Source organism: Saprospiraceae bacterium, assembly GCA_016713025.1.
Classification (GTDB): Bacteria; Bacteroidota; Bacteroidia; order Chitinophagales; family Saprospiraceae; genus OLB9.
The window spans coordinates 268081-291470 of sequence record JADJPZ010000004.1; the positions used below are offsets into that span (position 1 = coordinate 268081).

Annotated in this window: 18 protein-coding genes; 8 read left to right on the top strand and 10 right to left on the bottom strand. The window is 36.5% G+C overall.

What is annotated here, in order from left to right; translation table 11 throughout:
• Window positions 1–308: 308 nt before the first annotated feature.
• Both IPK35_07605 and IPK35_07610 read right to left on the bottom strand, forming a co-directional pair.
• On the bottom strand, window positions 309–683 hold the full coding sequence (locus IPK35_07605) for a hypothetical protein (GenBank protein ID MBK8053122.1): 375 nt from the start codon (window positions 681–683) through the stop codon (window positions 309–311).
• A 21-nt stretch (window positions 684–704) separates the two neighbouring features.
• Window positions 705–2612: an IGHMBP2 family helicase gene (locus IPK35_07610; GenBank protein MBK8053123.1), complete on the bottom strand. Its 1908-nt coding sequence runs from the start codon at window positions 2610–2612 to the stop codon at window positions 705–707.
• Window positions 2613–2817: 205 nt separating this feature from the next.
• On the opposite strand from IPK35_07610, the gene IPK35_07615 reads away from it, so the two are divergent.
• The 3 genes from IPK35_07615 (at window position 2818) to IPK35_07625 (ending at window position 6372) form a co-directional block, all read left to right on the top strand.
• Window positions 2818–4083, top strand: coding sequence for a DUF2029 domain-containing protein (locus tag IPK35_07615; protein MBK8053124.1), 1266 nt, complete (start codon window positions 2818–2820; stop codon window positions 4081–4083).
• A 125-nt stretch (window positions 4084–4208) separates the two neighbouring features.
• Window positions 4209–5435, top strand: a complete 1227-nt coding sequence (locus tag IPK35_07620; GenBank protein MBK8053125.1) for an ATPase — start codon at window positions 4209–4211, stop codon at window positions 5433–5435.
• A 34-nt stretch (window positions 5436–5469) separates the two neighbouring features.
• Window positions 5470–6372 carry a methyltransferase domain-containing protein gene (locus tag IPK35_07625; protein MBK8053126.1) on the top strand — a complete coding sequence of 301 codons (903 nt, stop codon included), beginning with the start codon at window positions 5470–5472 and terminating at the stop codon, window positions 6370–6372.
• A gap of 51 nt (window positions 6373–6423) precedes the next feature.
• Here IPK35_07625 and IPK35_07630 read toward each other — a convergent pair whose 3' ends face one another.
• Together IPK35_07630 and IPK35_07635 are read right to left on the bottom strand one after the other, a co-directional pair.
• Window positions 6424–7923 (bottom strand): GH3 auxin-responsive promoter family protein, encoded by a 1500-nt coding sequence (locus IPK35_07630; protein ID MBK8053127.1) that lies wholly within the window; start codon window positions 7921–7923, stop codon window positions 6424–6426.
• 61 nt (window positions 7924–7984) lie between these two features.
• Entirely contained in the window at window positions 7985–9322 is a 1338-nt protein-coding gene (locus IPK35_07635) for an MATE family efflux transporter (protein MBK8053128.1), read from the bottom strand.
• A gap of 100 nt (window positions 9323–9422) precedes the next feature.
• Between IPK35_07635 and IPK35_07640 the strand changes: the two genes are divergently transcribed.
• Window positions 9423–11630 (top strand): S9 family peptidase, encoded by a 2208-nt coding sequence (locus tag IPK35_07640; protein ID MBK8053129.1) that lies wholly within the window; start codon window positions 9423–9425, stop codon window positions 11628–11630.
• Between the two features lie 308 nt (window positions 11631–11938).
• Here IPK35_07640 and IPK35_07645 read toward each other — a convergent pair whose 3' ends face one another.
• A complete protein-coding gene (locus IPK35_07645; GenBank protein ID MBK8053130.1) occupies window positions 11939–12211 on the bottom strand; it encodes an HU family DNA-binding protein in 273 nt (90 codons plus the stop codon).
• 623 nt (window positions 12212–12834) lie between these two features.
• On the opposite strand from IPK35_07645, the gene IPK35_07650 reads away from it, so the two are divergent.
• The gene (locus IPK35_07650; protein ID MBK8053131.1) at window positions 12835–13014 is read left to right on the top strand and encodes a hypothetical protein; all 180 of its coding nucleotides are present in this window, start codon (window positions 12835–12837) and stop codon (window positions 13012–13014) included.
• 180 nt (window positions 13015–13194) lie between these two features.
• Here IPK35_07650 and IPK35_07655 read toward each other — a convergent pair whose 3' ends face one another.
• The 3 genes from IPK35_07655 to IPK35_07665 all read right to left on the bottom strand — a co-directional run bounded on the left by IPK35_07655 (window position 13195) and on the right by IPK35_07665 (window position 17715).
• Complete coding sequence (locus tag IPK35_07655; GenBank protein ID MBK8053132.1) at window positions 13195–14349, bottom strand: ABC transporter permease; 1155 nt, start codon at window positions 14347–14349, stop codon at window positions 13195–13197.
• Window positions 14346–15788 carry an ABC transporter permease gene (locus IPK35_07660; protein MBK8053133.1) on the bottom strand — a complete coding sequence of 481 codons (1443 nt, stop codon included), beginning with the start codon at window positions 15786–15788 and terminating at the stop codon, window positions 14346–14348. The genes IPK35_07655 and IPK35_07660 overlap by 4 nt, the downstream gene beginning before the upstream one ends.
• Before the next feature lie 175 nt (window positions 15789–15963).
• Entirely contained in the window at window positions 15964–17715 is a 1752-nt protein-coding gene (locus tag IPK35_07665) for a hypothetical protein (protein ID MBK8053134.1), read from the bottom strand.
• A gap of 551 nt (window positions 17716–18266) precedes the next feature.
• On the opposite strand from IPK35_07665, the gene IPK35_07670 reads away from it, so the two are divergent.
• The 3 genes from IPK35_07670 to IPK35_07680 all read left to right on the top strand — a co-directional run bounded on the left by IPK35_07670 (window position 18267) and on the right by IPK35_07680 (window position 21591).
• Window positions 18267–19187: a TIGR01777 family protein gene (locus IPK35_07670; protein ID MBK8053135.1), complete on the top strand. Its 921-nt coding sequence runs from the start codon at window positions 18267–18269 to the stop codon at window positions 19185–19187.
• A 314-nt stretch (window positions 19188–19501) separates the two neighbouring features.
• Window positions 19502–20740, top strand: coding sequence for a glycosyltransferase (locus IPK35_07675; GenBank protein ID MBK8053136.1), 1239 nt, complete (start codon window positions 19502–19504; stop codon window positions 20738–20740).
• A gap of 23 nt (window positions 20741–20763) precedes the next feature.
• Entirely contained in the window at window positions 20764–21591 is an 828-nt protein-coding gene (locus IPK35_07680) for a DUF3298 domain-containing protein (protein ID MBK8053137.1), read from the top strand.
• Window positions 21592–21655: 64 nt separating this feature from the next.
• On the opposite strand, the gene IPK35_07685 is transcribed toward IPK35_07680, so the two are convergent.
• Both IPK35_07685 and IPK35_07690 read right to left on the bottom strand, forming a co-directional pair.
• Window positions 21656–22441, bottom strand: coding sequence for a nucleotidyl transferase AbiEii/AbiGii toxin family protein (locus IPK35_07685; protein MBK8053138.1), 786 nt, complete (start codon window positions 22439–22441; stop codon window positions 21656–21658).
• A complete protein-coding gene (locus tag IPK35_07690) occupies window positions 22434–23042 on the bottom strand; it encodes a hypothetical protein (GenBank protein MBK8053139.1) in 609 nt (202 codons plus the stop codon). The genes IPK35_07685 and IPK35_07690 overlap by 8 nt, the downstream gene beginning before the upstream one ends.
• Between the last annotated feature and the right edge of the window lie 348 nt (window positions 23043–23390).

A 23390-nucleotide genomic window follows, 5' to 3' on the forward strand; every position in this document is an offset into this window, starting at 1 on the left:
TCTCTGTACAATCAATCCATAAGAGACGACCCACCCTCCATCTTCTAATCAAAGCGCTAAGCTCCCCATTAGGGTTTGGGCCTGGGTGCCTTGGCAGGCAGAAGTTATTAGAGTAAATCACTTCATTATACTTATTCAAGTTAGCGCTTATGCTCAATACATTTTAAATATCAAATTCGTTTAGATAAGGAATTTTTCTTTGTTTTTACCCTATCTAAATCTTTCCCTTACAAGGGAAAGACTTCATAAAGAGGTCTTGACTAAACTTCTTTGTTTTAAATATTATTAAGTGCAATTTGTTGTACATACTAAAGACGATCCACTCGCACAGCTTCTTCAAGCAATTTTACCACCGATGATGTATCTATTTGTTCCGGAGTAAGGAAGATTTTGTAAAAGATTTTTTTATTTGTTCCTCTGGTGAGATACTGGTCTTCATCATGGAGTTTATTACCATGTATAAAACCCAGCAATACTCCATTTTTTACTCCGCCACCCTTGACCGATGCCGGCCAAATGATACAAATCCCTCGCTTACCATAAAAATAAGGTACATTGAAGGATAGTTTTACTTTACAAGATGAAGGAAGGTACCTGGCAACAATTTCGCGCAATACATCCACGATAATTCTTTCATCTTCAGGGAGATAATCATACAGTTCAAGGATGGAATTGAATTTCATAAGTCATTTTTTGATGTTCTATCAATAGACCATATAATTCCATGCTGATTCATAAGTTCCGGTTTCTTCAATGTGAGCAATCATAGAGGCAAAGAGTTCATTTTGACCTATACATGCGGAGTCACCTACCAGTACAAGTTTTTTCTTGGCCCGGGTCATGGCCACATTGAGTCTCCTTTCATCTTTTAGAAATCCGATCTCTCCTTTATCATTACTTCTCACCAAAGATATGTAAATGATATCTTTCTCCTGACCTTGAAACCCATCGATGGAGTTGACTTCGATATCGAGTGAATGAAGGTTGGAATCATCTGACAATTGCTCTCTGATATACTTTACCTGATCTTTATAGGGACTTATGATACCTATGGATGACCCCATATATTTTTCAGATTGCTGAAGAAGATGTTCTTTGATGATCTGATATTCGCCGTCGTTTTGATAACTTTTGGTTTCTTCGTCGTGCTCCTCGTCAAAGCCGCATCCGGCAGTGTCGATAAAAATCAATGGTTCTGTATCATTTCTCAGTAGATGTTCGCCTGCTTTTGGATCAGATAACAGCTTTCCTTCATAAAATCTAGCATTTGAAAAGGACAAAATCAGCTGATGCATTCTGTATTGTGTATCCAGGAGGTAACATTCCTTAAGTCTCGGTGCAAGGATGTCCAGCATGGTGATCGCCATTCCGGCTTTAAGTGCTTCCGGACTCTTCACAGTAGGTGGCAACTGAAGGTGATCTCCCGCAAGAATAACACGTTTTGCTTTCAGGATGGCATTCCAGCATTCAGGTTCAAGTGCCTGAGATGCTTCATCGATAATGACAGTATCAAAATGTATGTCTTTAAGTATCCTGTTGCTGACACCTATCAGCGTAGTGGCAATGACATGTGATGATTTGACTATGGAGTCTGTGAGTCTGTCTTCAAGCTCTGAAGCCCATTTGTGCAGATCCCGGGCTTCTTTTTTCAACTCTTTTCTCAATTCGCGCTCTTCATGTCCAAACTGCCTTCTGTATTGAAAAGCTTTTTTTTCTGTTTCTCTGGCTTGAATTTTTACTTTTTTGATATGATTCCATTCAGGGTGGTTTTTTACCTTTTCTTCGATGGTCAGATGCGTAAGATCGTCTGCAATGCGCGAGATATTGCCTACCCTCAACACTGAAACTCCCTTTTCTGAAAGTCTTTCAGCCAGCAGATCCACGGCATTATTGCTCGGAGCGCAGACCAGGATTCTTTTTTCTGTATGGAGCAATACCTGACAAAGCCCAATCATTGTAGTGGTCTTCCCTGTACCCGGTGGACCGTGTATGATGGAAATAACAGGAACCAAAGCAGCACAGCTTACAGCTGCTCTTTGAGAAGGGTTTAAACTATTCAGAAAAGTAGGAACAGAACTATTTTCATTTAGAATATTCAGTCGCTGTTCTAACTCACCTGAAGCCAGCGCATTGGTCAATGTACGGATATGGGGTAAATCTGATTTTATCACATCCTGAATTGCTGACAACATGACTTTATATGGTCGGTCATCATAAATCATTTCTATTCCTGTGAGTCCTTTTTCAGGAATTTGGTCAATAAAATCCGATGGAATCAGGATTTTCATGGTGTCTCTTCTGATGGAGTTGACTATGCCGCGTATAAAGAGGTCTTCATCGAGGGAGCTGAATATTCCTACGGCTACACCTGCATTGAACCGATGGTCTTTTTTTTGCATTTTGGTATTTTTGACTTCAACTTCGACATAGTCACCTATAGTATATGATACCCTGACGATATCTATAGGATACCAAACAAAACCTGAATCTACCTTTTCCTGTAAACTTTTGCTTTCATGCAGATTTTTAAAAAACAATTCATCATGTTTCCTTTCAGCTTCTATGGCTTTGATGATATTTTCAAATCTCTCCTGAATTATTTTCCTGTCCATATTGGATCGTAAAGGTATTAAAAAGGTTTTAGGATTATAATCATTTTTTGACTGATCTACCGGATTGACATCATATTTTCTTTTGGTAAAATTCGATTACTTAGTTAAGCTGAATGGAAGAATAGGTATGAAAGGAAATTATATGGGCATTTCGTATTACTTTTGCGACTTTTATACAAGTGGCGGTTGGGTTTAAAGTAAAGATATGAAGCAAGATATTAAAAAATTTGTAAGTAGTCATCCGGGGGAGTTCTTGCTCATCCTTTTTGCTATCATATTGTCTTATACATCGGCGCTCGATGGCGGTGATTTTGATGTGTATCTGGAAGCTGCTTATAAATTATTTCACGGACAAAATCCATATCTTCCGCCTTATGCCAAAGATGGTATGGGCTACTCTTATAGTCCTTTTTTTATCATTTTATTAATACCTTTTACATCCAATTATTTTCTTACAGAATTCGTTTGGTGTTTGCTATTGTGTGTCATGTTGTATCGAAGTTATGTACTTTTCTGCCACTATCTGGATGAAAAGCTCCTCGAAGTAAAAGATAAAAAGTTGTGGATTTGGCTACTATTGATTTTATCCTATCAGTTTGTTAGTAATAATATTGGTATGGTACAGATTACTATATTTCTGTTATGGGCGATACTGGAGTCTTTGAGGCTGATCAAAAGTAATCGTGCTATTTCAGGTGGCTTGTTGCTCGGTGCTGTGATCAATATCAAGATCATGCCGGTAGTTATGATTGGTTACCTTTTCTACAGAGGATATTTTATGGCATTTACAATTGCCATTTTGACTTCAGTTGCTTTATTGTTTTTGCCTGCATTGTTCTGGGGAATGGAGTATAATCTAACTTTGCTGAAAGATTGGTGGCACATCATCAATCCTGCACATGCAGAGCATCAAATCGATGATGGCATCGGCATGCATAGTATGATGTCTTTTCTGCCGGTATACCTTACAGAAACATCCGGCGAATTGCCTTACCCACGAAATATTTTCAACTTTTCAATCGAAACGGCTGTGTTAATAACGCGTTTGAGTATTGTTTTGCTTGGATTGATTTCCTTATTGTACTTCAGAAGCAAGCCATTCATCAAAGAGACAAATCTGATAAAAACGATTTGGGAGATAAGTTATTTTTTGTTGCTGATTCCGCTCGTCATGCCGCATCAACAAAAATATGCCTTTCTATTTGTGATACCTATGGTAGCTTATGTTTTGTATTTTTTTCTGATTACAAAAGCTTGGCATCAGGGACTTTCCTTTAAGGTAGTGCTAGCAATATTTATCATTGCTATGGTTGTTTTTTCTCCTGTCCACGGGTCAGATATTATAGGGAGGGATGCATTCAGATGGTCTCAGCATTACAGACTTATTACTATATCGACACTATTGTTGATACCAGTTTCACTATATTGCCATCCTTCCAAATTAAAACATCTCATGGTAAGTCATTTATAAACAATGTGCTTGCTAATATTCGTATCTCATTCCTCTGAATTTTATAAAAGGAAAATTTAAACATACTCCAGACTAAAAGTATGAGAATTAATAAATAGCTTTATATTTGGCAAAAAAATTGTGTTATGGCAAAAAAGGAACTCAACATCCTGTGTATTTCCAGATTTTTTAAAGGAGGGGATTTTATCAGGAGTGCTAAAGCTGAAGGCAATAAAGTATTTCTGCTCACCAGCAATAAGCTGGATAAAGAAGCCTGGCCGTGGGATAGTATCGATGAGACATTTTATATGGTGGAAGATGAATTGGGGCACTGGCATAGAGATCATCTGATCGGAGGCCTTGCTCATAAGATGCGAAATACCCACTTTGATGTTTTTGTGGCCTTGGATGATTTTGATGTAGAGCATGTGGCACATTTGAGAGAATATTTCAGGACTCCGGGGATGGGAGAGTCTACTGCCAGATATTTCAGAGACAAACTGGCCATGAGGATCAAAGCCAAGGCTGAAGGCATTCCGGTTCCTGAGTTTACAGCCCTTTTTCATGATGATGATATACATAGATATACAGATAGAGTGAATCCACCATGGTTAGTAAAACCCAGAATGCAGGCTTCAGCAGCCGGTATCAAGAAAGTACATAGCAAAGAAGAACTTTGGAATCACCTTGAGTATTTGGGAGGAGAGAGGCACCAATATCTTCTCGAAAAGTTTGCACCGGGTGATGTTTTTCACGTAGATGCGTTGACCTATGATGGTAAGGTATTATTCGCAAAAGTTAGCCAATATTTGGACACTCCTTTTGAAGTAGCGCATGGAGGAGGTATATTCAGGTCGTGCACTGTGGAATCAGGGTCTGACCTTGACATAGCACTTCAGAAGCTCAATGAAGATGTGATGAAAGGCTTTGGGATGGAATATAGCGCATCTCACAGTGAGTTTATCAAAGGTCATGAAAGTGGTGAATTTTATTTTCTGGAGACAGCATCAAGGGTAGGAGGAGCGCACCTTGCAGAGATGGTCGAATATGCTTCGGGTGTCAATCTATGGGCAGAATGGGCTAGAATTGAAACCGCTGTAGCCCGAAAAGAAAAATACAAGCTACCCAAGATAAAAAATGACAGTGCCGGTATTTTAGTATCTCTCAGCAAATATGAAAGACCCGATACTTCTTCGTTTGATGATAAAGAAATTGTCTGGAGAGTAAATAAAAAGCACCATATAGGTATGATACTGAAATCAAAGGATAGAAAGCGGATATTAACTTTGCTGGATCAATACTGTGAAAGGGTCAGGCATGAATTCCATGCGAGCCTTCCTGCTAAGGAAAAGCTGGTGGATGTAGAAGATTAATGATATTTTTGAAGGGTTATTTTATAGAATAAATATGATGAGGATGAAAGTGGGTCATTGTGTAGCCTGCAAGTCAAAAAATATTCGAAGTGTAATGTCCATAAAGGACCATTCTATTTCTGGTGAAATATTTTCGGTGGCACAATGCAGTGATTGCGGGTTCAGATTTACTGAGGATCCTCCTGTAGAAGCAGAGTGCGGGAAGTATTACAAAAGTGAAAATTACGTTTCACATTCTGATACTACGACTGGATTTATCAATAGCGTTTACCACAAGGTGCGTCAGATCATGCTTGATAGAAAATCCAGCCTGTTAAGCAGCTTAAGCTCAAAAAAGACACTACTTGATGTAGGTTCCGGAACAGGCTATTTTCCTGCGCATATGAAAGAAAAAGGATATGATGTGACTGCTGTGGAAGTGGATGATGAGGCAAGAAAGTATAGTATCAAAAAGTTTGGACTCAAGGTATTTCCTCCTTCGGATCTGTTGGGTGGCAAAATTAGTGGTCCTTTTTCATTTATCAGTTTGTGGCACGTTTTAGAACATCTTTATGATCCTGATGAGTATATGCAGCGATTCAATCTCCTGCTTGAGCGTGACGGACATCTCATAGTAGCTGTTCCGAATCACTTGTGTGCAGATGCTGACAAGTATAAGGAGTATTGGGCGGGTTATGATGTGCCAAGACATTTGTGGCATTTCACTCCGAATTCTATGGAAATTTTGGCAAAGAGAAACGGATTTACCATTGTAAAAAAAGAAGGTATGCCTTTTGATCCGTTTTATGTATCTATGCTGAGTGAAAAATATAAGGGTTCAGCATTCGGACTACTCAGAGGTAGTGTTACCGGTATGAATTCACTCTTAAAAGGCTGGCAAAATCCGGATGCTGCCAGTTCGGTGATCTATGTGATGAGAAAGTCAGATAGTCATTAATGGTAGTCAAATTTGTCATGATAAATTTTGGGCCAACTTTTAGCAGACTTTTTAGTTGATAAACTCCTTGAGATCATCAGCTATTTTTCTGTCATTGCTGAGACGGGGTACTTTGTTTTGACCTCCGAGTTTACCCTGAGATTTCATATAGTTGCGAAAACTGTCTTTTTGTAAGATTTTGATTTTTAGGGGTTGAAGTATGTTGCCACTTATAAGGTCTTCATAATATATATTTTGGACACACATCTCTTCATCAACTTCTTTTGCAAAGATATGAAGATCATCCGGCAGATTGCTGAACTCTATAAACCATTCATGATATGGTTGACCACCTTCAGGTGGACTGACTTGGGGAGCCACAGTAAATTCTACAATACTGATATTTTTCGAATTTGCAACTTTCAAAAGGGCTTCTTCTACTTCCTTGCCGATCACATGTTCTCCAAATGCAGAGATAAAGTGTTTTATTCTACCGGTTACCAATAACTTATAAGGATTCATACTCACAAATCTGACACAATCCCCTATACTGTAACCCCATAAGCCTGCATTATTGTTGATCACGAGCGCATAGTCTTTATGCAGTTCTACCTCGCTGAGATTGTATCGTGGCGGATTTTTCTCAAATGCCTTCTCAGCTGGTATAAATTCAAAAAATATTCCTGATTTGGTATTGAGCAATAAAGCATTATCGTCCTGATCGTCCTGAAATGCTATAAATCCTTCAGAAGCAGGGTATGTTTCTATACTGTCTATACGTTGACCGACCAACTCTTCGAGTTTTGCTCTGTATGGTTCGAAATTGACACCACCGTACATAAACAGGCTATAGTTTGGAAAAACTTCTTTTACAGTTTTTTTGCCTGTGACTTCCAGTATCCTTTCATAATACATTTGGACCCAGGGTGGTATACCACTGATGAGTCTCATATCCTGATGCAGAGTTTCTTTGGTGATGTGTTCCAGTTTAGTCTCCCAGTCATCTATACAATTGGTTTCGTATGATGGAAGCTGATTGGTGCGTACCCAAGACGGAATTTCATGATTGACGATACCGGACAGTCTACCGGTTTTTATGCCACCTTTGGACTCAAGTACCGGTGATCCTGAAAGAAATATCAATTTTCCATCAAATACATCAGCTTTTTTGCTTTGATGAAAATAATTGAGCATAGCATTTCTGGCAGTACGGATATGATTGGGCATACTATCATGCGTGATGGGTATGTATTTTACGCCGCTTGTTGTTCCTGATGTTTTTGCAAAATATTTAGGTTTTCCTGGCCAAAGCACATCTTTTTTACCATCGATGATCATATCGATGTAGGGCCTTAACTCCTCGTAATCGCGTACAGGTATATTTTTTTTGAACACCTCATAACTATCGATATTGTCAAAATGATGGTCTTTGCCGAAAACTGTATTCTGACCTTTTCTGATAAGGGTTTTCATGATTGTTTCCTGATCCCGGATGGCGGTTTTTTGCCATTTTTTAATACCTGCAGCCACAAAGCCCGCTGCTTTTAGTATGATGCGTGATTTAATGTTCATTTTGATTTTCAAATGAGAACTGCAAATATGAATATATTTTTATAAAAATCAATCTACACTTCTAGAATTTAAGAAAATGCCATTTTTTGGTCTTAAGGTACAAGAGGGACATTACAGTAATACCTCCCCAGTATAAGATTTCTGCTCCCCATGCCCAATTAAGTCCATGATACCATTGTTTTATCATCAGATAGCTGTAGACTATATACACTATTGTAAATATGGTTTGGATCCTTAATGCCGTTTGAGTATGTCCGGTGCCAATCAGACCATTGATAAAAATACCTCCTGTGCCAAAGGTCATGAGTATCGCAAGCAGTATAGGCATATATGGCTTAGCGAGCAAAATAAGTGTCATATCTTCTTTGCCGAAAAGCGGATACAGGAAAAATTCAGGAAACAAAACTACCGGCATAGATATCAGCATGGTTGATAATAGGTTTAGTTTTGTTGTTTTATATATGAGAGGGAGTACCGCCTGACGTTTTTTATTTCCGATAAAATTGCTGACTAAAGTGTTGATCCCGGCTGAGTATCCCCAACATGGTATAGATAAAATCAGATATACTGTCCTCATCAGATTTGAAATTTCCAGATCTCTTCCTCCAACATTTTCTATGAAGCTAAAAAATAAAAACCAGGATCCTATGCCAAGAATGGATTGGAAAACAATCGGGAAAGAAATGTTAAACATACTCTTGAAAGTAGTAATACTTAGTCTGTGTATACTGAGCAACTCATATTTACGATTGGCTTTATCATAGATCATATAAGCTATAAAAACTACAAAAGCAACAACTTCAGCCAAGGTGCTCGCCAATGCCGCTCCACCAATCCCCATAGCCGGGAAGCCAGCTTTTCCAAAAACCAGTACATAATTTAATATTATATTTACAATGATCAGGACGATAGTGTCATAAATGATGAATTTAGTATTGGCTATACCTGTATAAAATGCTATGAGGGAAACTCCAAGGTAACTGAAAAACACACCCCAACTCCTGTATTTTATGTATTCGACACATTTTTCAAGTATATCGGGATTGTTGATAAACATTGAAAAAAAATCTCTGCTGAATAGTTGAAGCAATAAAAATAATATAATAGAAAGAGTCAACTCAAACAAAAACAAAGCCTGAAAATCAGTACCGGCTCCAATATAATTATGCTCTCCGTTTCTCCTTGCTATGATGATCTGTCCTCCTCTCGAAAATCCATAACCTATACTGGCAACAATCAAATAAAAAACACCTACCAAACCCGCAGCTGCGAAATCCAATGAATTGTAATGATACAGGAATACATTGTCGCTCAGGACTATGATATTCTGAGCAGCACTTCCCAGCATGATGGGTACAGACAATGATAATATCTGACTATAGGAGGTGTTTAACTTCATACGGTGCACAAAATATCCATTTTTTTAGTGATATAGTACACTTTTATAAAAATTAAATTACATTTGATGATTATTTAAATTTATTAACATAAGTCTTTTTATGGCCACTCAACGTTTTTTTTTAGCTCTCCTTTGTTTTACATTTGCTTTTTTTTCTTGTAAACAAAAAGATGGAAATTCAACCCAACCTATGGAAAATAAAGTTAGTAAAATGTTTTCAAAATCCGATATCATACCACCTGTCGCTGAAAAAACACCAAAGACTATTGTCACTCATGGTGATACTATGGTAGACAATTATTTTTGGATGCGACTTTCTGATGAACAAAAAAATGCACAGAAACCGGATGAACAGACTAAAAAAGTTCTGGATTATCTCAACGCTGAGAATGCGTACAGAGAAAAGATGATGTCTCACACAGACAGCTTTCAAAATCGGCTTTTTGAAGAAATCAAGGGCAGAATCAAACAAACGGATATGTCTGTACCATACAAGGATAACGGATATTTTTATATTACACGATTCGAAGAGGGTAAAGAATACCCGATCCATAGCAGAAAAAAGGGAAGCCTTGATGCTCAGGAAGAAATCTTACTCAATGTCAATAATCTTGCCGAAGGCCATGAATACTATGCTGTAGGTGGAAGAACTGTCAGTCCCGACAATAAGATATTGGCTTATTCTGAAGATATAGTAAGCAGGAGGCAGTATACCATAAGATTTAAAGACTTGATCACAGGGAAAAACCTTGATGATGTGATACCAGTCACGTCAGGAGGCATCACCTGGGGTAACGACAACAAAACCATTTTTTATACTAAAATTGATGCAACTCTGAGATCATTCAAAATTTACAGACATACTTTGGGTACAAATGTGAAAAATGATCAATTGGTATGGCATGAAAAAGACGAAACATTCAGTACCTTCATTTACAAAACAAAGTCAAAAAAATATCTGGTCATAGGATCGGCAGCTACTTTGTCCAACGAATATCAGATACTGGAAGCCGACAACCCTACAGAAAAATTTCGTATGTTTCAACCTCGTGAGCGTAAATTGGAATACAGTATATATCACTATGGAGATAGCTGGTACATACATACCAATAAAAATGATGCTCAAAACTTCAAAATCATGGTGACACCTGAAACGGCAACAACTAAGGAAAATTGGAAAGATCTCATGCCGTATGACAAAAATATATTTATCGAAGGGATAGATATCTTTAAGGATCATATGGTGATATCTGAAAGAAAAGGTGGCATCACACAATTGCGTATCAGGCCGTGGAACGGGCAAGATGAGCATTATGTCCAGTTTGGTGAAGAGTCTTATACTACAGGTACAGGTATCAATCCTGATTTTGAGACAGATTTACTAAGGTTGGATTACACGTCACTGACGACACCCAATACCACATACGATTATAATGTAAAGACAAAAAAACTCGAAAAACTGAAGCAGCAGGAAGTGATAGGAAGTTTTAAAGCCGAAGATTATGTTTCTGAACGAAAGATGGTCAAAGCACAGGATGGGACTATGATTCCACTTTCGATCGTGTACAAAAAAGGATTTAAGAAGGATGGAAGCCAGCCGTTTTTACTGTATGGCTACGGGTCATATGGGGCAAGCATGGATCCTTATTTTTCATCTGTTAGATTAAGTTTACTTGACAGAGGTTTTGGATTTGCTATTGCACATATACGAGGTGGTCAGGAGATGGGCAGACAGTGGTATGAGGACGGAAAATATCTGAAAAAGAAAAATACATTTACCGATTTTATAGATTGTGGGGATTATCTGCTGAATGAAAAATACGTAGCCAAAGACAAACTTTTTGCTAACGGTGGCAGTGCCGGAGGATTGCTGATGGGTGCTGTGATGAATATGAAACCTGAAATTTGGAAAGGCATCATTGCGGCAGTTCCATTTGTGGATGTCATCAATACCATGCTGGATGAAAGTATTCCTCTCACTACGGGCGAGTTTGATGAATGGGGCAATCCCAAAGATAAAGAATATTACGCGTATATGAAATCCTATTCACCTTACGATAATGTCGAGGCAAAAGCATATCCGGCTACATTGGTGACAACCGGATATTGGGATTCTCAGGTTCAGTACTGGGAACCTGCAAAATGGGTTGCAAAACTAAGGGAAATGAAAACGGACAAAAACCCTTTGCTAATGTACTGTAATATGGAGACAGGTCATGGAGGAGCTTCAGGTAGATTCAGAAGATTTCGGGAGACGGCTATGGAGTATGCCTTTTTACTGGATTTGGCAGGTTTGGGTGAAGATTGATAGATTAAATATCAATGTCGTTAAGTTAAGGAATTTTTCTTTGTTTTTACCCTATCTAAATCTTTCCCTTAAATGGGAAAGACTTCATAAAGAAGTCTTAACTAAACGACATTGGATTAAATATACCAAATAAAATAAAAAAAGGCAGCTATCTGAAAAGATGCTGCCTTTTTTTGTTTTTTATTAATCTTATATCAAACAGAAAATTGAAAACGATAATTTATAATCATAATTATTTAATTTACAATGAATTATGATTTAAATTTTTTGCAAAATATTTTCTGTTCACTATATTATCTTACGATAGATTAATTTACTGCGTCAACGAAAGACTTTCCAGCTTTAAATTTCACTGAAGTTTTAGCTGCAATCGCAATAGTTTTTCCTGTAGATGGATTTCTACCTTCTCTTGCAGGCTTATGAGCAGTAGAAAAAGTACCAAAACCAACAAAAGCAGCTTTGTCGCCAGCTTTTAATGATGCCTCGATACCACTGAATACTGCATCAACGGCAGATCCTGCTTGTGCTTTAGTAATGCCAGCTGATTCTGCTACTGCATTGATTAAATCTCCTTTGTTCATGATATAGATTTTAAATTTTAATAATAAATTCGGCCGCAAAGGTACTGATTTCTCATATAATTACAAATATTTATTCATAAAATAAATCAAAGTAGCCTCCTGAAGCCTTAATTTTGCTTATAAACGATGAATTTGTACTCATTATTATATATTTAATATTAAATAAAATGTTAATTGTAGCGATTGTTCGATTTCAAAATATATAAAGCGTGCCTATCTATATTATATAAAAATTTGTCTATTACGCCTTTATTCATTTGTTATTTGTTTATCATTGTGCTGATTTTTTAGATGCTTGGATGGTCGCTACGCAAGATATATGGGAGTAGGATTAAAAAAGTCGAATGCAAGTTTATACTTTCTGTCCGGTGAAAAAAAATAAAAAAATGTGATAATATAAACAGATGAAATCCCCATGATACAAACAACACAAATCAATATGATTAATCATGCGAATTCCATTTGACCTTTAAAAAAAAAATAAAAAATAAACAGATGAAATCCCCATAAGCGGTCTGCATACACACCTGAATGATTAAATTGGTACGTAATTCAAGGAAATTTGAAAACATAAACAAATTCACAAATCAAACAAATTCAACGAATTAGCAAAATTTAAACAGATGAAACTTAAGTATATAATTTTTTTAGCCAGCATTATCTTTTGTGTAGGTCTTTTTTCATCTTGCAGTAAAGGTTATGGTTGCGGCCTTGAAGAAAAATACAATAATCCGGATCTGGAGTCTTCAAAACGAGGCAAATCCACTCTTTTTGGCAAATCACAAAAAAAACGAAGATCTTGATGTCAAATTGCATGTAAAGAGATAACCTGTTATTTTCATTATTCCAAATGCAGCATAGCTTGAATAGGGTTAAATCAAAATGTCGTTTAGTTAAGACATCGTTGTGAAGTCTTTCGCTTGTAAGGGGAAGATTTAGATAGAGTAAAACAAAAAAAAAATACTTATCTAAACGACATGGGTTTAATCTCTGAAACTAAAATTGGATTTCTGCCAGTGATTGGAAATGTTATTGAGGCTTAGAACCATTAAAAAAATGGCAAGACCGGGAAATACTACTAACCACCAATACCTCATATTTCTACCTTCTGCCAACATTTTACCCCAGGAAACTTCTTCCACGGGCAAACCTACACCCAGAAATGACAGTGTAGATTCAAGGATGACTGCACTACCGATACTAAAACACACAGCCACTATGAGGGTAGGCATTATATTTGGCAAAATATGTCTGAAAATAATCCTCACATCAGGCATTCCAAGCACAGTAGCAGATGTTATATAATTTTCACTTTTGACAGATAAAGTGTCACCCCTGGCAAGCCGGGCAAAATCTGCCCAGCTGAGAAGCGTTATGATCAGTACAATATTCCACACTGATGGTACTTTACAGACGCTAATTAGTGCAAGGAGCAGGAAAATGCCCGGAAAAGACTTTCTGATTTCGATTGATTTTACCAAAATTGTATCCAATGGAATTGATATTTTGTAGCCTCCTGAATATTTTGCCCATAAGTGTCCTGTTATTTTCAAAACTAAGATAAGTCCGATCATCATAACAAAAAATAAAAACGTATTGTGCCTGAATACCACAAACTCCATCCATATCATATATCCAATAATGACTAAACCAGTTAAATATATCATCATACTGATAGCATTTATCTTGATACCTTTATCTTGAAAATAACCTGCGGCCATTCCAAGGCTCACACCTATAAGAAAAGAAAAAAATACTGATAAAAAACCTATTTTTAATGCTATACCACATCCTCTGATCATGCCAGCCGCAACATCCCGACCCAATTTATCTGTGCCCAACCAATGCCTGATCTCAGTTTCTCCGGGCTTTTGTCCTGCAAACGGACTCATTCCATAGTTTTTAGCAGTTTCTGCGTAACCGCCTGAATATGGTATCAATGGCATGATACATGCTGCTGACCCGGCATTGTTGTTTTTTAACATTTTATCAGATAAAAAAGGAAAAATCCATGCACCTTCACTTTTACATACTATCGGTTTATCACCAGCTAAAAATGGAGAAAATAATGCCACCATGATATAGGTGCCTATAAGAAACAATGAAAGCCTGTATGCGATATTTTTAGATTTTATCATATATCCATGCTGTTTTTCATTTTCGGATTTACTATTTGATATAAGATATCTGTTAAAATCATAAATAGGATCGTGAAAAAAGAAATCACTATCAAGATGCCAAAAACGACATTCCAATCATAACTATTGATGCTGTCCATCATCAGCCGACCCATTCCGGGTATATTAAATATCACTTCAATGATCAATGCACCTGACAATCCAGCAGGTATTCTGCCACCTATGAGAGTTACCATTGGGATCAGTACATTGGGAAGAATATGACGAAACATGGTATTTATGCCCGTAAGTCCTTTGGATCTTGCAAACTTTGCGTACAAAGCTTTTTTTTGTTGCACTACATTATTTCTGATGACCCTGCTGACCTGAGCTATATCATTGGCAGCAAGGCAGATTACTGGTAGGATCAACTGACCTGAATATTGTGAGATAGTTGTTACAAACGACTGACCATCAGGAATATACCAATTGCCGGGAGCTGGAAAAATATCCATCCATCCTCCAAATCTTGTTGATGTAAAATAAATGATCAACATGGACGCCAGCCAAAAAACCGGAATGGCAAATAATAGTATCCAAATAAAATTGCTTATCCTGTCATACCAGCCTTCAGCATGATAGCCTGCATACAATCCTGATGGTATTGCGATGATATTTGTGATCAAAAGATTTAATAATATAAGAATGAAGGTCCATTTTATTGCTGAAGAGATTTTTGAAATGACAGTCCTTCCATCTTTTGTTGATTCACCAAAATTACCACTGATGATGTTCTTTAACCAATGATGAAACTGATTATCAAAACCATGCCATACGATTGTCGGATAAAAGAAAGATATTTTATTATCATTCAAAACCTGAAAACCTGAAATCAAAGAGTCATATTTCACTTTCAATGACAAGTTTCGTGGTGGTATAATTGATAACAACATTTTTTCTATTTCCGGTATTTCTACAGTAAATGTAAGATTTTTTATTCTGTCTTGGTTCGCCTGATGATCATAAATCGTATCTTGATGAGCGAGTTGGATAAATTCGTTTCTGAGGTTTATAAATTCGATGATGTCTGAAAAATATCTTTTTTGGTGCAGCAATTCTTTTACCTGATTCCGGGTAGTCGGGTCGACAATGGAAAGTATATTTGATGGATAGAAATGTGGTTGCACTCCCATGTATGCCAAAGGTTTATCCATGCCTTTTTTGGTATACATCTTTTTATACTCTGTAGAATAATTTTTACTCTCATGATGTACGCCTTGTAAGAGCAACATTGCATCCGCCGCATCTCCAGGTATCAGTTTACTGAGTAAAAATGCGATGATCATCACAAAAAACAGGGTAGGTAATATCAACAATAATCTCTTGATGACAAACCTTACCATATTATTATTCTTTACATTTGGTGTGTGATAGAAGAGTGATACTTGTGTGTATAACAAACTGCACGAATTCAAATTTTCCTCATCGCTACCCTCATTCCCTGAAGAGCCTGTCAAGCTCCGCTTGAGACGACCCGCCCAATTCAACCACGTTTTTACCATTTATTAAAAAGAACACTGAAAAAGTGCAATTTGTTATACACACGTGATACTTTAGTAAAATATAAAAATACTATTAATGTACTATTTTTACTCCTGACAAGGTGAAAGTATTGGCAACATACCCGGGCCGTTTGGCCGTGGCACTACTATTCCATTTTTTGCTGATCACAATTTTTTCTTCCGGCGCATAAAGAAAAATAGCAGGCTGATCGTTATATACTTGTTCCTGAATTTTTTTATACAATCCTATCCTTTCATTGACATCTTTTGTCACAAGTATCCTGTCAATCATATCATCGGTGACATTATTTCTGTAGGACATTTCATTCGAACCATCAGGAGTATCATTGTCCGAATGCCATTTGTTGAGATCATCCCAGGCTATGATATCCTGTGAGATAACAGCAGGTACCAATTGAAATTTCCTTGTTTTAAGATTTTCTGCCCTAATGAGTTTGAAATCTTTTTCAGTAATACGAAAGTTGATACCCACTTTTTTTGATGATTCCTGCATCATCAAGGCTAGTTTTTTTCCCAACTCCTGACCAGAAATGAGTATTTCAATGTCTAAATTTGTTTTTTTGCCGTTTAGGACTTTTTCCAGTATTCCATCACCATCTGCATCTTTCCAGCCTGCTTGTGATAATAATTCTTTGGCTGTTGTCGGATCAAAAGGCAAAGGCACCAAGTCTTTATTAAACGTTTTTTTGATAGGATGTACTGGTCCGACTGAACGAACAGCCATCCCGTTTTCAAGATTTGAAATAATATTGTCCACATCAACCAAATGTGCCAGAGCCCTTCGGACATTTTTATCAGAAAGTATAGGATCCTTATTATTGATGTTGATAAAGTATTGTTTTGTCAGTGCAGGATGATAAAAGTTAAAATTATCCTTGATGGCAGTGTCTTCAGAAAGCTCTTTGTAGCTATCGGCAGATATTTCATTGATGACATCAATCGCACCACTTCTCAGTTGTGCCACTGCAGCAAGTTCATCTGCAATGATGTGAAATACCATTTTATCAGGTCCTTGTTGCAGGGATTTGTGCACCTGCGTTGTTCCCCAATAGTTTTCTTTCTTTTCCAAAATAATATTCTGATCAGAAATCCAGGATATAAATTTATATGGACCACAGCCGCTGATGATATCTCTGGAATAGGTGTTACTGTTGAATCTGTCAGCAAATTGGACTAAGGCTGAATCTGCTTTTAACATGGATGCATTATTTTCATTCAAATCTGCAAATTTATATGTTGACAATACATTGAGACTATCATATACGTATCTTGGATATATCTCCACATTGATGGCAGCTTCAAGAGCATTGATATAATCTTTAGCAAAGATCACCCTGAATTTTTTGGGATTCGTTGGGTCTGGTATGATATCTGAAATATTTTGAGTGATTTCTCTGTATTTTCCTGCATTGGAAAGTGGCAGGTTGATAGCCTTGATTGTAAAAAGATAGTCCTCCGCAGTGATTGGACTTCCATTGTCCCATTTTGCATTGGGTAAAAGCGAGATATCAAAATACACTCCACCTTTGTATTTTCCCGTGTCAATCGCCATTTCAACCGGAATTTTATCAATTAAAATCGGAGATAATTCCAGATCATCAGGATCGAAATCGGCCAGTGGTAAGTGGATGTACTGGTAAATCTCCCTCGATGTAGGATTTGGAAATAATAAAGGATTTATCCTTTCAGGGTCTTTTTTCAACCTGATATGGATGGTATTGTCGTCTTTGTTTTTGTCAGATTTACACGAAAAAACAGCTATTAAAACTATGAATGACAGCAATGAATAAAGTTTATTACGCATCAGATTTGGCATATTGAGGAGTTTAACATTATGGTTTATTAAACACAAAAATATGAAACATATTCAAAAAAAGATTGAATGGCCTTTTTAATATTATGTTAATCGTAATTTTTATGCAAAATGCCTGAGTAGCTGTGGGCTAGAGTCCTACTTGAAAAGAAAAATGTAATCCTTAGCTTATTGCTTATATCTATCGTTTTGTAAACCTATGATGTTTTCTATTGTTTGTTGCTTTTTAACCCAAACAGAAAATAGATTGCGAAATTTTACAATCATAATTATTTAATTTATAATACCTAAATATCTAAAATGAGATTCGTAGTGAGAGCTTCAAATACAAGAAAATCAGTACTTTTAGCGACAAATCATACTGTGTACAGCTATGCTGTAGTCACCACTATGGTGCGAAGCTAAAAGTGATCCGCCGCGGCGGAGACTGATTTTGAAGTATTTGGAGGTCGTAATAGATTATCATTTTAGATTTTTAGGTAATATATTATGATTTAAATTTTTCGCGGAATAGTTTCTGTCCACTTTAATTTTACGGTATCATGAATGAGATAAAAAAACAAGTCATACTTATCGCAGGTGGAACAGGATTGGTTGGCCGTCGTCTGATAGAAATGCTGGATAAAAATAAGTATGAAATCATAGTATTAAGTAGGAAGCCCACTCCATCTAACATATCTGGTATCACCTTTGCAAAGTGGGATATAGATAAGCAATATATTGAAAAAATTCCGGTTCCTGATCACATCGTCAATCTTGCAGGAGAGGGGATTGCAGATAAGAGATGGACTGAGGACAGGAAAAAAAAATTGGTATCAAGTCGGGTCTATAGTGCCAAAACCATAAAAAAGTATCTGAATGATCAGCATTTAAAACCATTGACGTACTTATCTGCTTCAGCTGTAGGATATTATGGTGACAGAAATCACACTGTACTCACGGAAGAAAGTGATCCTGGCACTGGTTTTCTGTCAGAATGTTGTCAGGTATGGGAAGAATCTGCGCTTGAAACTGCCGAATTGTGTCATAGACATATCCTGTTGCGTATAGGTATTGTGTTATCGATGGATGGTGGTGCATTGCCAAAAATGACCATGACTTCTGGTTTGCGTGTGTACAACTATTTCGGAAGGGGTGACCAATATTATCCATGGATTCATATCGATGATTTGTGCCTTATGATGATCTACTGCATTGAGAATAATCATATCCACGGCACTTACAATGCCTGTAGCCCAAACTCTGTCACAAATAAAACCATCATCGGTGAAGTTAAAAAAGCGAATAATCATTTTGGTGTGATCACACCCGTACCTGAGTTCATACTAAGGCTTTCACTTGGAGAGATGGCATCTGTGGTTTTAAACAGCAACAACGTAAGCAGTATAAAAATTCAATCCGCAGGGTTTCGATTTAAATATCCTGATATAGCTTCGGCAATGCAGGACCTGATTGGAAAATGACCTTTTTAGTAAGCATCATTTGTAGTCAAAAGAAATAAACATGGGTATCATATTAGTATATTGGTAATCAAATAGATATATATTTTTGGATCATTTATATTTGTACTATTTAAATTTTATTAACAAATGAAACAATATTTATGATTTCCGGATTGTTATTATTAAAATCGAGTCTTGATTTAGCTTTTGACCCTCACTGAATTGTTTTAAGGTAAATTTTAAATAAAATATAAAAGGACTGATTTTAAAGTGTCTCAAATAATTTATTTACCTTTGTTATTCATTTATGAGAATTTTAATAGACGGATAGTGATATGAAGATCCTTCAGTTGTGTAAAAAATTTCCATTTCCTCTTAAAGATGGCGAGTCTATAGCAGTGACTTATCTTAGTCATGCCTTGCATGATTTGGGATGTGATATTACATTATTGAGCATGAATACTTCAAAACACTATACTGATTTGAATTCATTACCTAGAGAATTTAACCACTATAAAGAAATTCATGTTACCGCTTTAGATAATAGCATCAATGCATTTTCAGCATTTAAAAACCTTTTTTCTAAAGAGTCTTATCATGTAAGCCGCTTTGTTTGCCCTGATTTTAAAAATAAACTTGTAGAACTGCTTCAAAATAATGAGTTTGATGTCATTCAGCTGGAAACTTTATACCTGGCACCATATATAGATGTAATAAAAAAACACTCCAAGGCACTCATTACGATGCGGGCACACAATATTGAGTTTGAAATTTGGGAAAGAATCACTTCCAACACAAAGTTTACATTTAAAAAATGGTACCTGAAGTATCTGACAGGCAAACTAAAAAGATTTGAACTCGAAAACCTGAACAAATATGACTATCTCATCGCTGTTTCTGAACGCGATCTGAGAAAATTTAAAACTCTGGGCTATAAAAACGGAGCAATGTCTTCACCCATAGGACTTGATATCAGAAACTACAATTTAAGTGCCAATAAACAAAACAACAGAGATATCTGCTTTATAGGGGCTCTGGACTGGATGCCAAATATGGAAGGTTTGATATGGTTTTTGGAGAAAGTATGGCCTGCTATACATGAAAAGTATCCTCATGTAAAATTCCACATAGCCGGGCGCAACACACCTGACACCCTGCAAGCCATAAATCTCTCAAATGTAGTGGTGCATGGTGAGGTTTCCAATGCGATTTCTTTTATGGATGATTATCACATGATGGTAGTTCCTTTGTTTTCAGGCAGTGGTATGAGAGTTAAAATACTGGAAGGTATGGCATTAGGCAAAACAATCATCACTACCGGTATGGGCAAGGAAGGCATCCATGCAGAAGATGGTATTCATTTATTTGAAGCAATGGATGAAAAGGACTTTATTCAGAAAATTTCTGACATACTCGATGGCAAAATAGATACTAATAAAATAAGTCAGGCAGCACGCCAGTTTGTTGTAGATCATTATGATCACGGTGTGAATGCTTCAAAACTGCTCGAAAAATATAACAATCTCTTATCCAATCCTTATTATCAAAAAGAATCAACTAATCCAATACATTGATTTTTAATACTATTTTTGAAAATATGAAGAGAGTTTTAGTGGTTTCGTCTTTGGGATGTCTGTTCTTTTTGATATCATGTAAAAACGAAATCGGCAGATTGCCTTCCAAAGACAATATCACCTTTATTCCCGAAACCGAATCATTCAGATCAGGTAAAGATTGTGATTTACAGGATTCACTGATGAATGAGTGTGCGATCCTTAATGTAAAACGACTTCTACCCAAAAACATCAATAATGACTTGGGAAAGGCGGTAACAGATACCATAGAAAGCTATATTAAAGGCATGATAGGAGATTGTATTTTTCCCGAAAATACATCTGTTATTGATAGAGACATATCCGTGGACTCATTGTCAAAGTTATATTTTCTGCAGCATAGGGATTTTGTAAAGGAATTTCCTGAAGCAGGAGGTAAGGTTTGGAATATAGATATCAGTGTGGATTCTGTATTTCAAAATCCTAAAGTATTATGTCTCTCTGTTAATGGTTTTACGTTTTTGGGAGGTGCACATCCCAATACATTTATCACTTATCACAATTTTGATAAAGCTACCGGTAAAACATTGGCGTTGGAAAGTATCATTACTGACCTCGAAGCCTTCAGGAAAATTGCCGAATCAGAATTTCGTAAGAATCAGGAACTCACAGAAAATCAGGATCTTGAAGAAGCGGGTTACTTTTTTGACAATGGTGTGTATAGCCTTCCTTCTCAGTATGCGGTGACAGATGAGGGCCTTATGATGTTTTACAATGCCTATGAAGCAGCAGCGTATGTAGTCGGTCAAATCACCTTCACCATACCTTATGCATCATTGGAAGGAATAGTCATGATGGAAAAGCTGAAGTAAGAAGAACTGCCAATATTTATTATTGCAAAGATGAATGGCATTTTAAAAAGAATGGCTTGGCTACCTACTTAACAAAGCTATATTCCTTCAGATAATCCGCAAATAATCTTATTTTATTTTGATCTACAGGCTTAAATAGAAATGGAGCTACATCTTTTGCCATTTCATCCATATTTAAAGTTTGAAATTTGTCCAGCAATCTTGCTTTTAGTTCATCCGGCGTGTTAATTCCATATTTTTGATTTAGATATTCCATGTTTGGATATATACCTCTACCCATAAGAAAAATAAGGTCGAAAAAATCCCGGCCTTTATTGCGGCTTCTGTTCAATATAGCAAAACATTTTTGGGACATCAATAAATCCGGAGGTGTCGCAAATATTCTTGTAAACACATCAAATTTATTCAATATCGGTTGGTCGGGTTTAAAATTAAAATGCTGAGGTTCTGTGTCAAGTTGAATTAATATTTTTTCTTCAGTATATCCGGACAACCCTTGTTCAAAAAGTAGCATTGGAAATCGGATGTAGCAATGATATGCTCCTTTTGCTACTTGATTTGTTTCTATTTTATACCCGGCAAACTCCAGTTCGGTCCTGATATTCTTTGATATTTCATCAAATTCATTAAAATGTAAATCGAAATTGTCAAAGTCTAAATCTTCCGAAAACCGTTGGTTTTGGTGTATTAATCGGAGGCAGGTACCACATAAAAAAACTAATTTTTCGGCATATGGCCCATTGAAAATTATTTCCAGAATTTTGTATTGCAAATACTCCCTTAAAATAAATCTCTTGAATACCCTGAGGTGTTCAGGATAATATTGTGATATTTCATTGACACTAAGCATCGAGATATTTTTTAAGTAAGTTTATTCTATGATTCAAGACGGGAGAGCAAAATAGATTCAGATATTCTTGTAATAATATTTTGTCCATTCCTTTTAGCACATCTTTGTTCCAACGCAGGGCTTTGATACTATAGTAATCACGAATATCGGTGCGTAAATATAAAAAATCTAAGACAGCTTTTTCAATAGATGCTATCTTGAATGTGGTGGTTTCATGATCTACCAGGCAGTATCCGAAAAATAGTTCCTTTTTTATCGTTTGATAATTAAATATTCCCACTTTTGTATCAAATAGATTTGTTTTACGCGTTGACACAGACTGTATCCGGTATACTCCTTCAGGTATAATACCGTGATAATTTAGAGCTGACTCCATAGAAACATAAGACGGCGAGTACATCTTATTAGCAATGAAATATAATTTATACTCATCAATCATTGTTTCGGACAAAAGATAATAATTATTTCTGAGCTTTATCAGGTATCCTTTTTTTTGCCAGTTGACCAAATTTTTAGCATTAAAAAACGGATAGACTTTGCTTATTTCTTGTGGGGTAATCACAACAAATTGCTTGAAATTATTTCTAAAATTTTCATACATTCATTTCCAATTATGGACAAAAATAGTAATTTATGGAAATATAATCAACAAATACTGAAAAATGTGTGTATAACATATTGCACTTCTTTTAGGGTAAGAATGAAAACGAGCAAACGGCACTTTTGAGAATGTGTCTATAAGGAATATTTCATCAATTTACCCCCGACCCCTGAAGGCCCCTGAAGGGGAGAGCAGATGTCTGAAGAGTGGTAAAGGGTGGGGCGTCTCAAGCATAGCTTGACAGGCTCTTTAGGGAATGAGGGTAGCGGGGAGGAAAATATGAATTTGTGCAATTCCATCTAACTCACCATAACACCTTGATTATCAATTATGGAAAACCCCGCTATT

Coding starts and splice junctions, on each gene's coding strand:
- IPK35_07605 (MBK8053122.1), bottom strand. CDS start 683: ATGAAATTCAATTCCATCCTTGAACTGTATGATTATCTCCCTGAAGAT.
- IPK35_07610 (MBK8053123.1), bottom strand. CDS start 2,612: ATGGACAGGAAAATAATTCAGGAGAGATTTGAAAATATCATCAAAGCC.
- IPK35_07615 (MBK8053124.1), top strand. CDS start 2,818: ATGAAGCAAGATATTAAAAAATTTGTAAGTAGTCATCCGGGGGAGTTC.
- IPK35_07620 (MBK8053125.1), top strand. CDS start 4,209: ATGGCAAAAAAGGAACTCAACATCCTGTGTATTTCCAGATTTTTTAAA.
- IPK35_07625 (MBK8053126.1), top strand. CDS start 5,470: ATGATGAGGATGAAAGTGGGTCATTGTGTAGCCTGCAAGTCAAAAAAT.
- IPK35_07630 (MBK8053127.1), bottom strand. CDS start 7,923: ATGAACATTAAATCACGCATCATACTAAAAGCAGCGGGCTTTGTGGCT.
- IPK35_07635 (MBK8053128.1), bottom strand. CDS start 9,322: ATGAAGTTAAACACCTCCTATAGTCAGATATTATCATTGTCTGTACCC.
- IPK35_07640 (MBK8053129.1), top strand. CDS start 9,423: ATGGCCACTCAACGTTTTTTTTTAGCTCTCCTTTGTTTTACATTTGCT.
- IPK35_07645 (MBK8053130.1), bottom strand. CDS start 12,211: ATGAACAAAGGAGATTTAATCAATGCAGTAGCAGAATCAGCTGGCATT.
- IPK35_07650 (MBK8053131.1), top strand. CDS start 12,835: ATGAAACTTAAGTATATAATTTTTTTAGCCAGCATTATCTTTTGTGTA.
- IPK35_07655 (MBK8053132.1), bottom strand. CDS start 14,349: ATGATAAAATCTAAAAATATCGCATACAGGCTTTCATTGTTTCTTATA.
- IPK35_07665 (MBK8053134.1), bottom strand. CDS start 17,715: ATGCGTAATAAACTTTATTCATTGCTGTCATTCATAGTTTTAATAGCT.
- IPK35_07670 (MBK8053135.1), top strand. CDS start 18,267: ATGAATGAGATAAAAAAACAAGTCATACTTATCGCAGGTGGAACAGGA.
- IPK35_07675 (MBK8053136.1), top strand. CDS start 19,502: ATGAAGATCCTTCAGTTGTGTAAAAAATTTCCATTTCCTCTTAAAGAT.
- IPK35_07680 (MBK8053137.1), top strand. CDS start 20,764: ATGAAGAGAGTTTTAGTGGTTTCGTCTTTGGGATGTCTGTTCTTTTTG.
- IPK35_07685 (MBK8053138.1), bottom strand. CDS start 22,441: ATGCTTAGTGTCAATGAAATATCACAATATTATCCTGAACACCTCAGG.
- IPK35_07690 (MBK8053139.1), bottom strand. CDS start 23,042: ATGTATGAAAATTTTAGAAATAATTTCAAGCAATTTGTTGTGATTACC.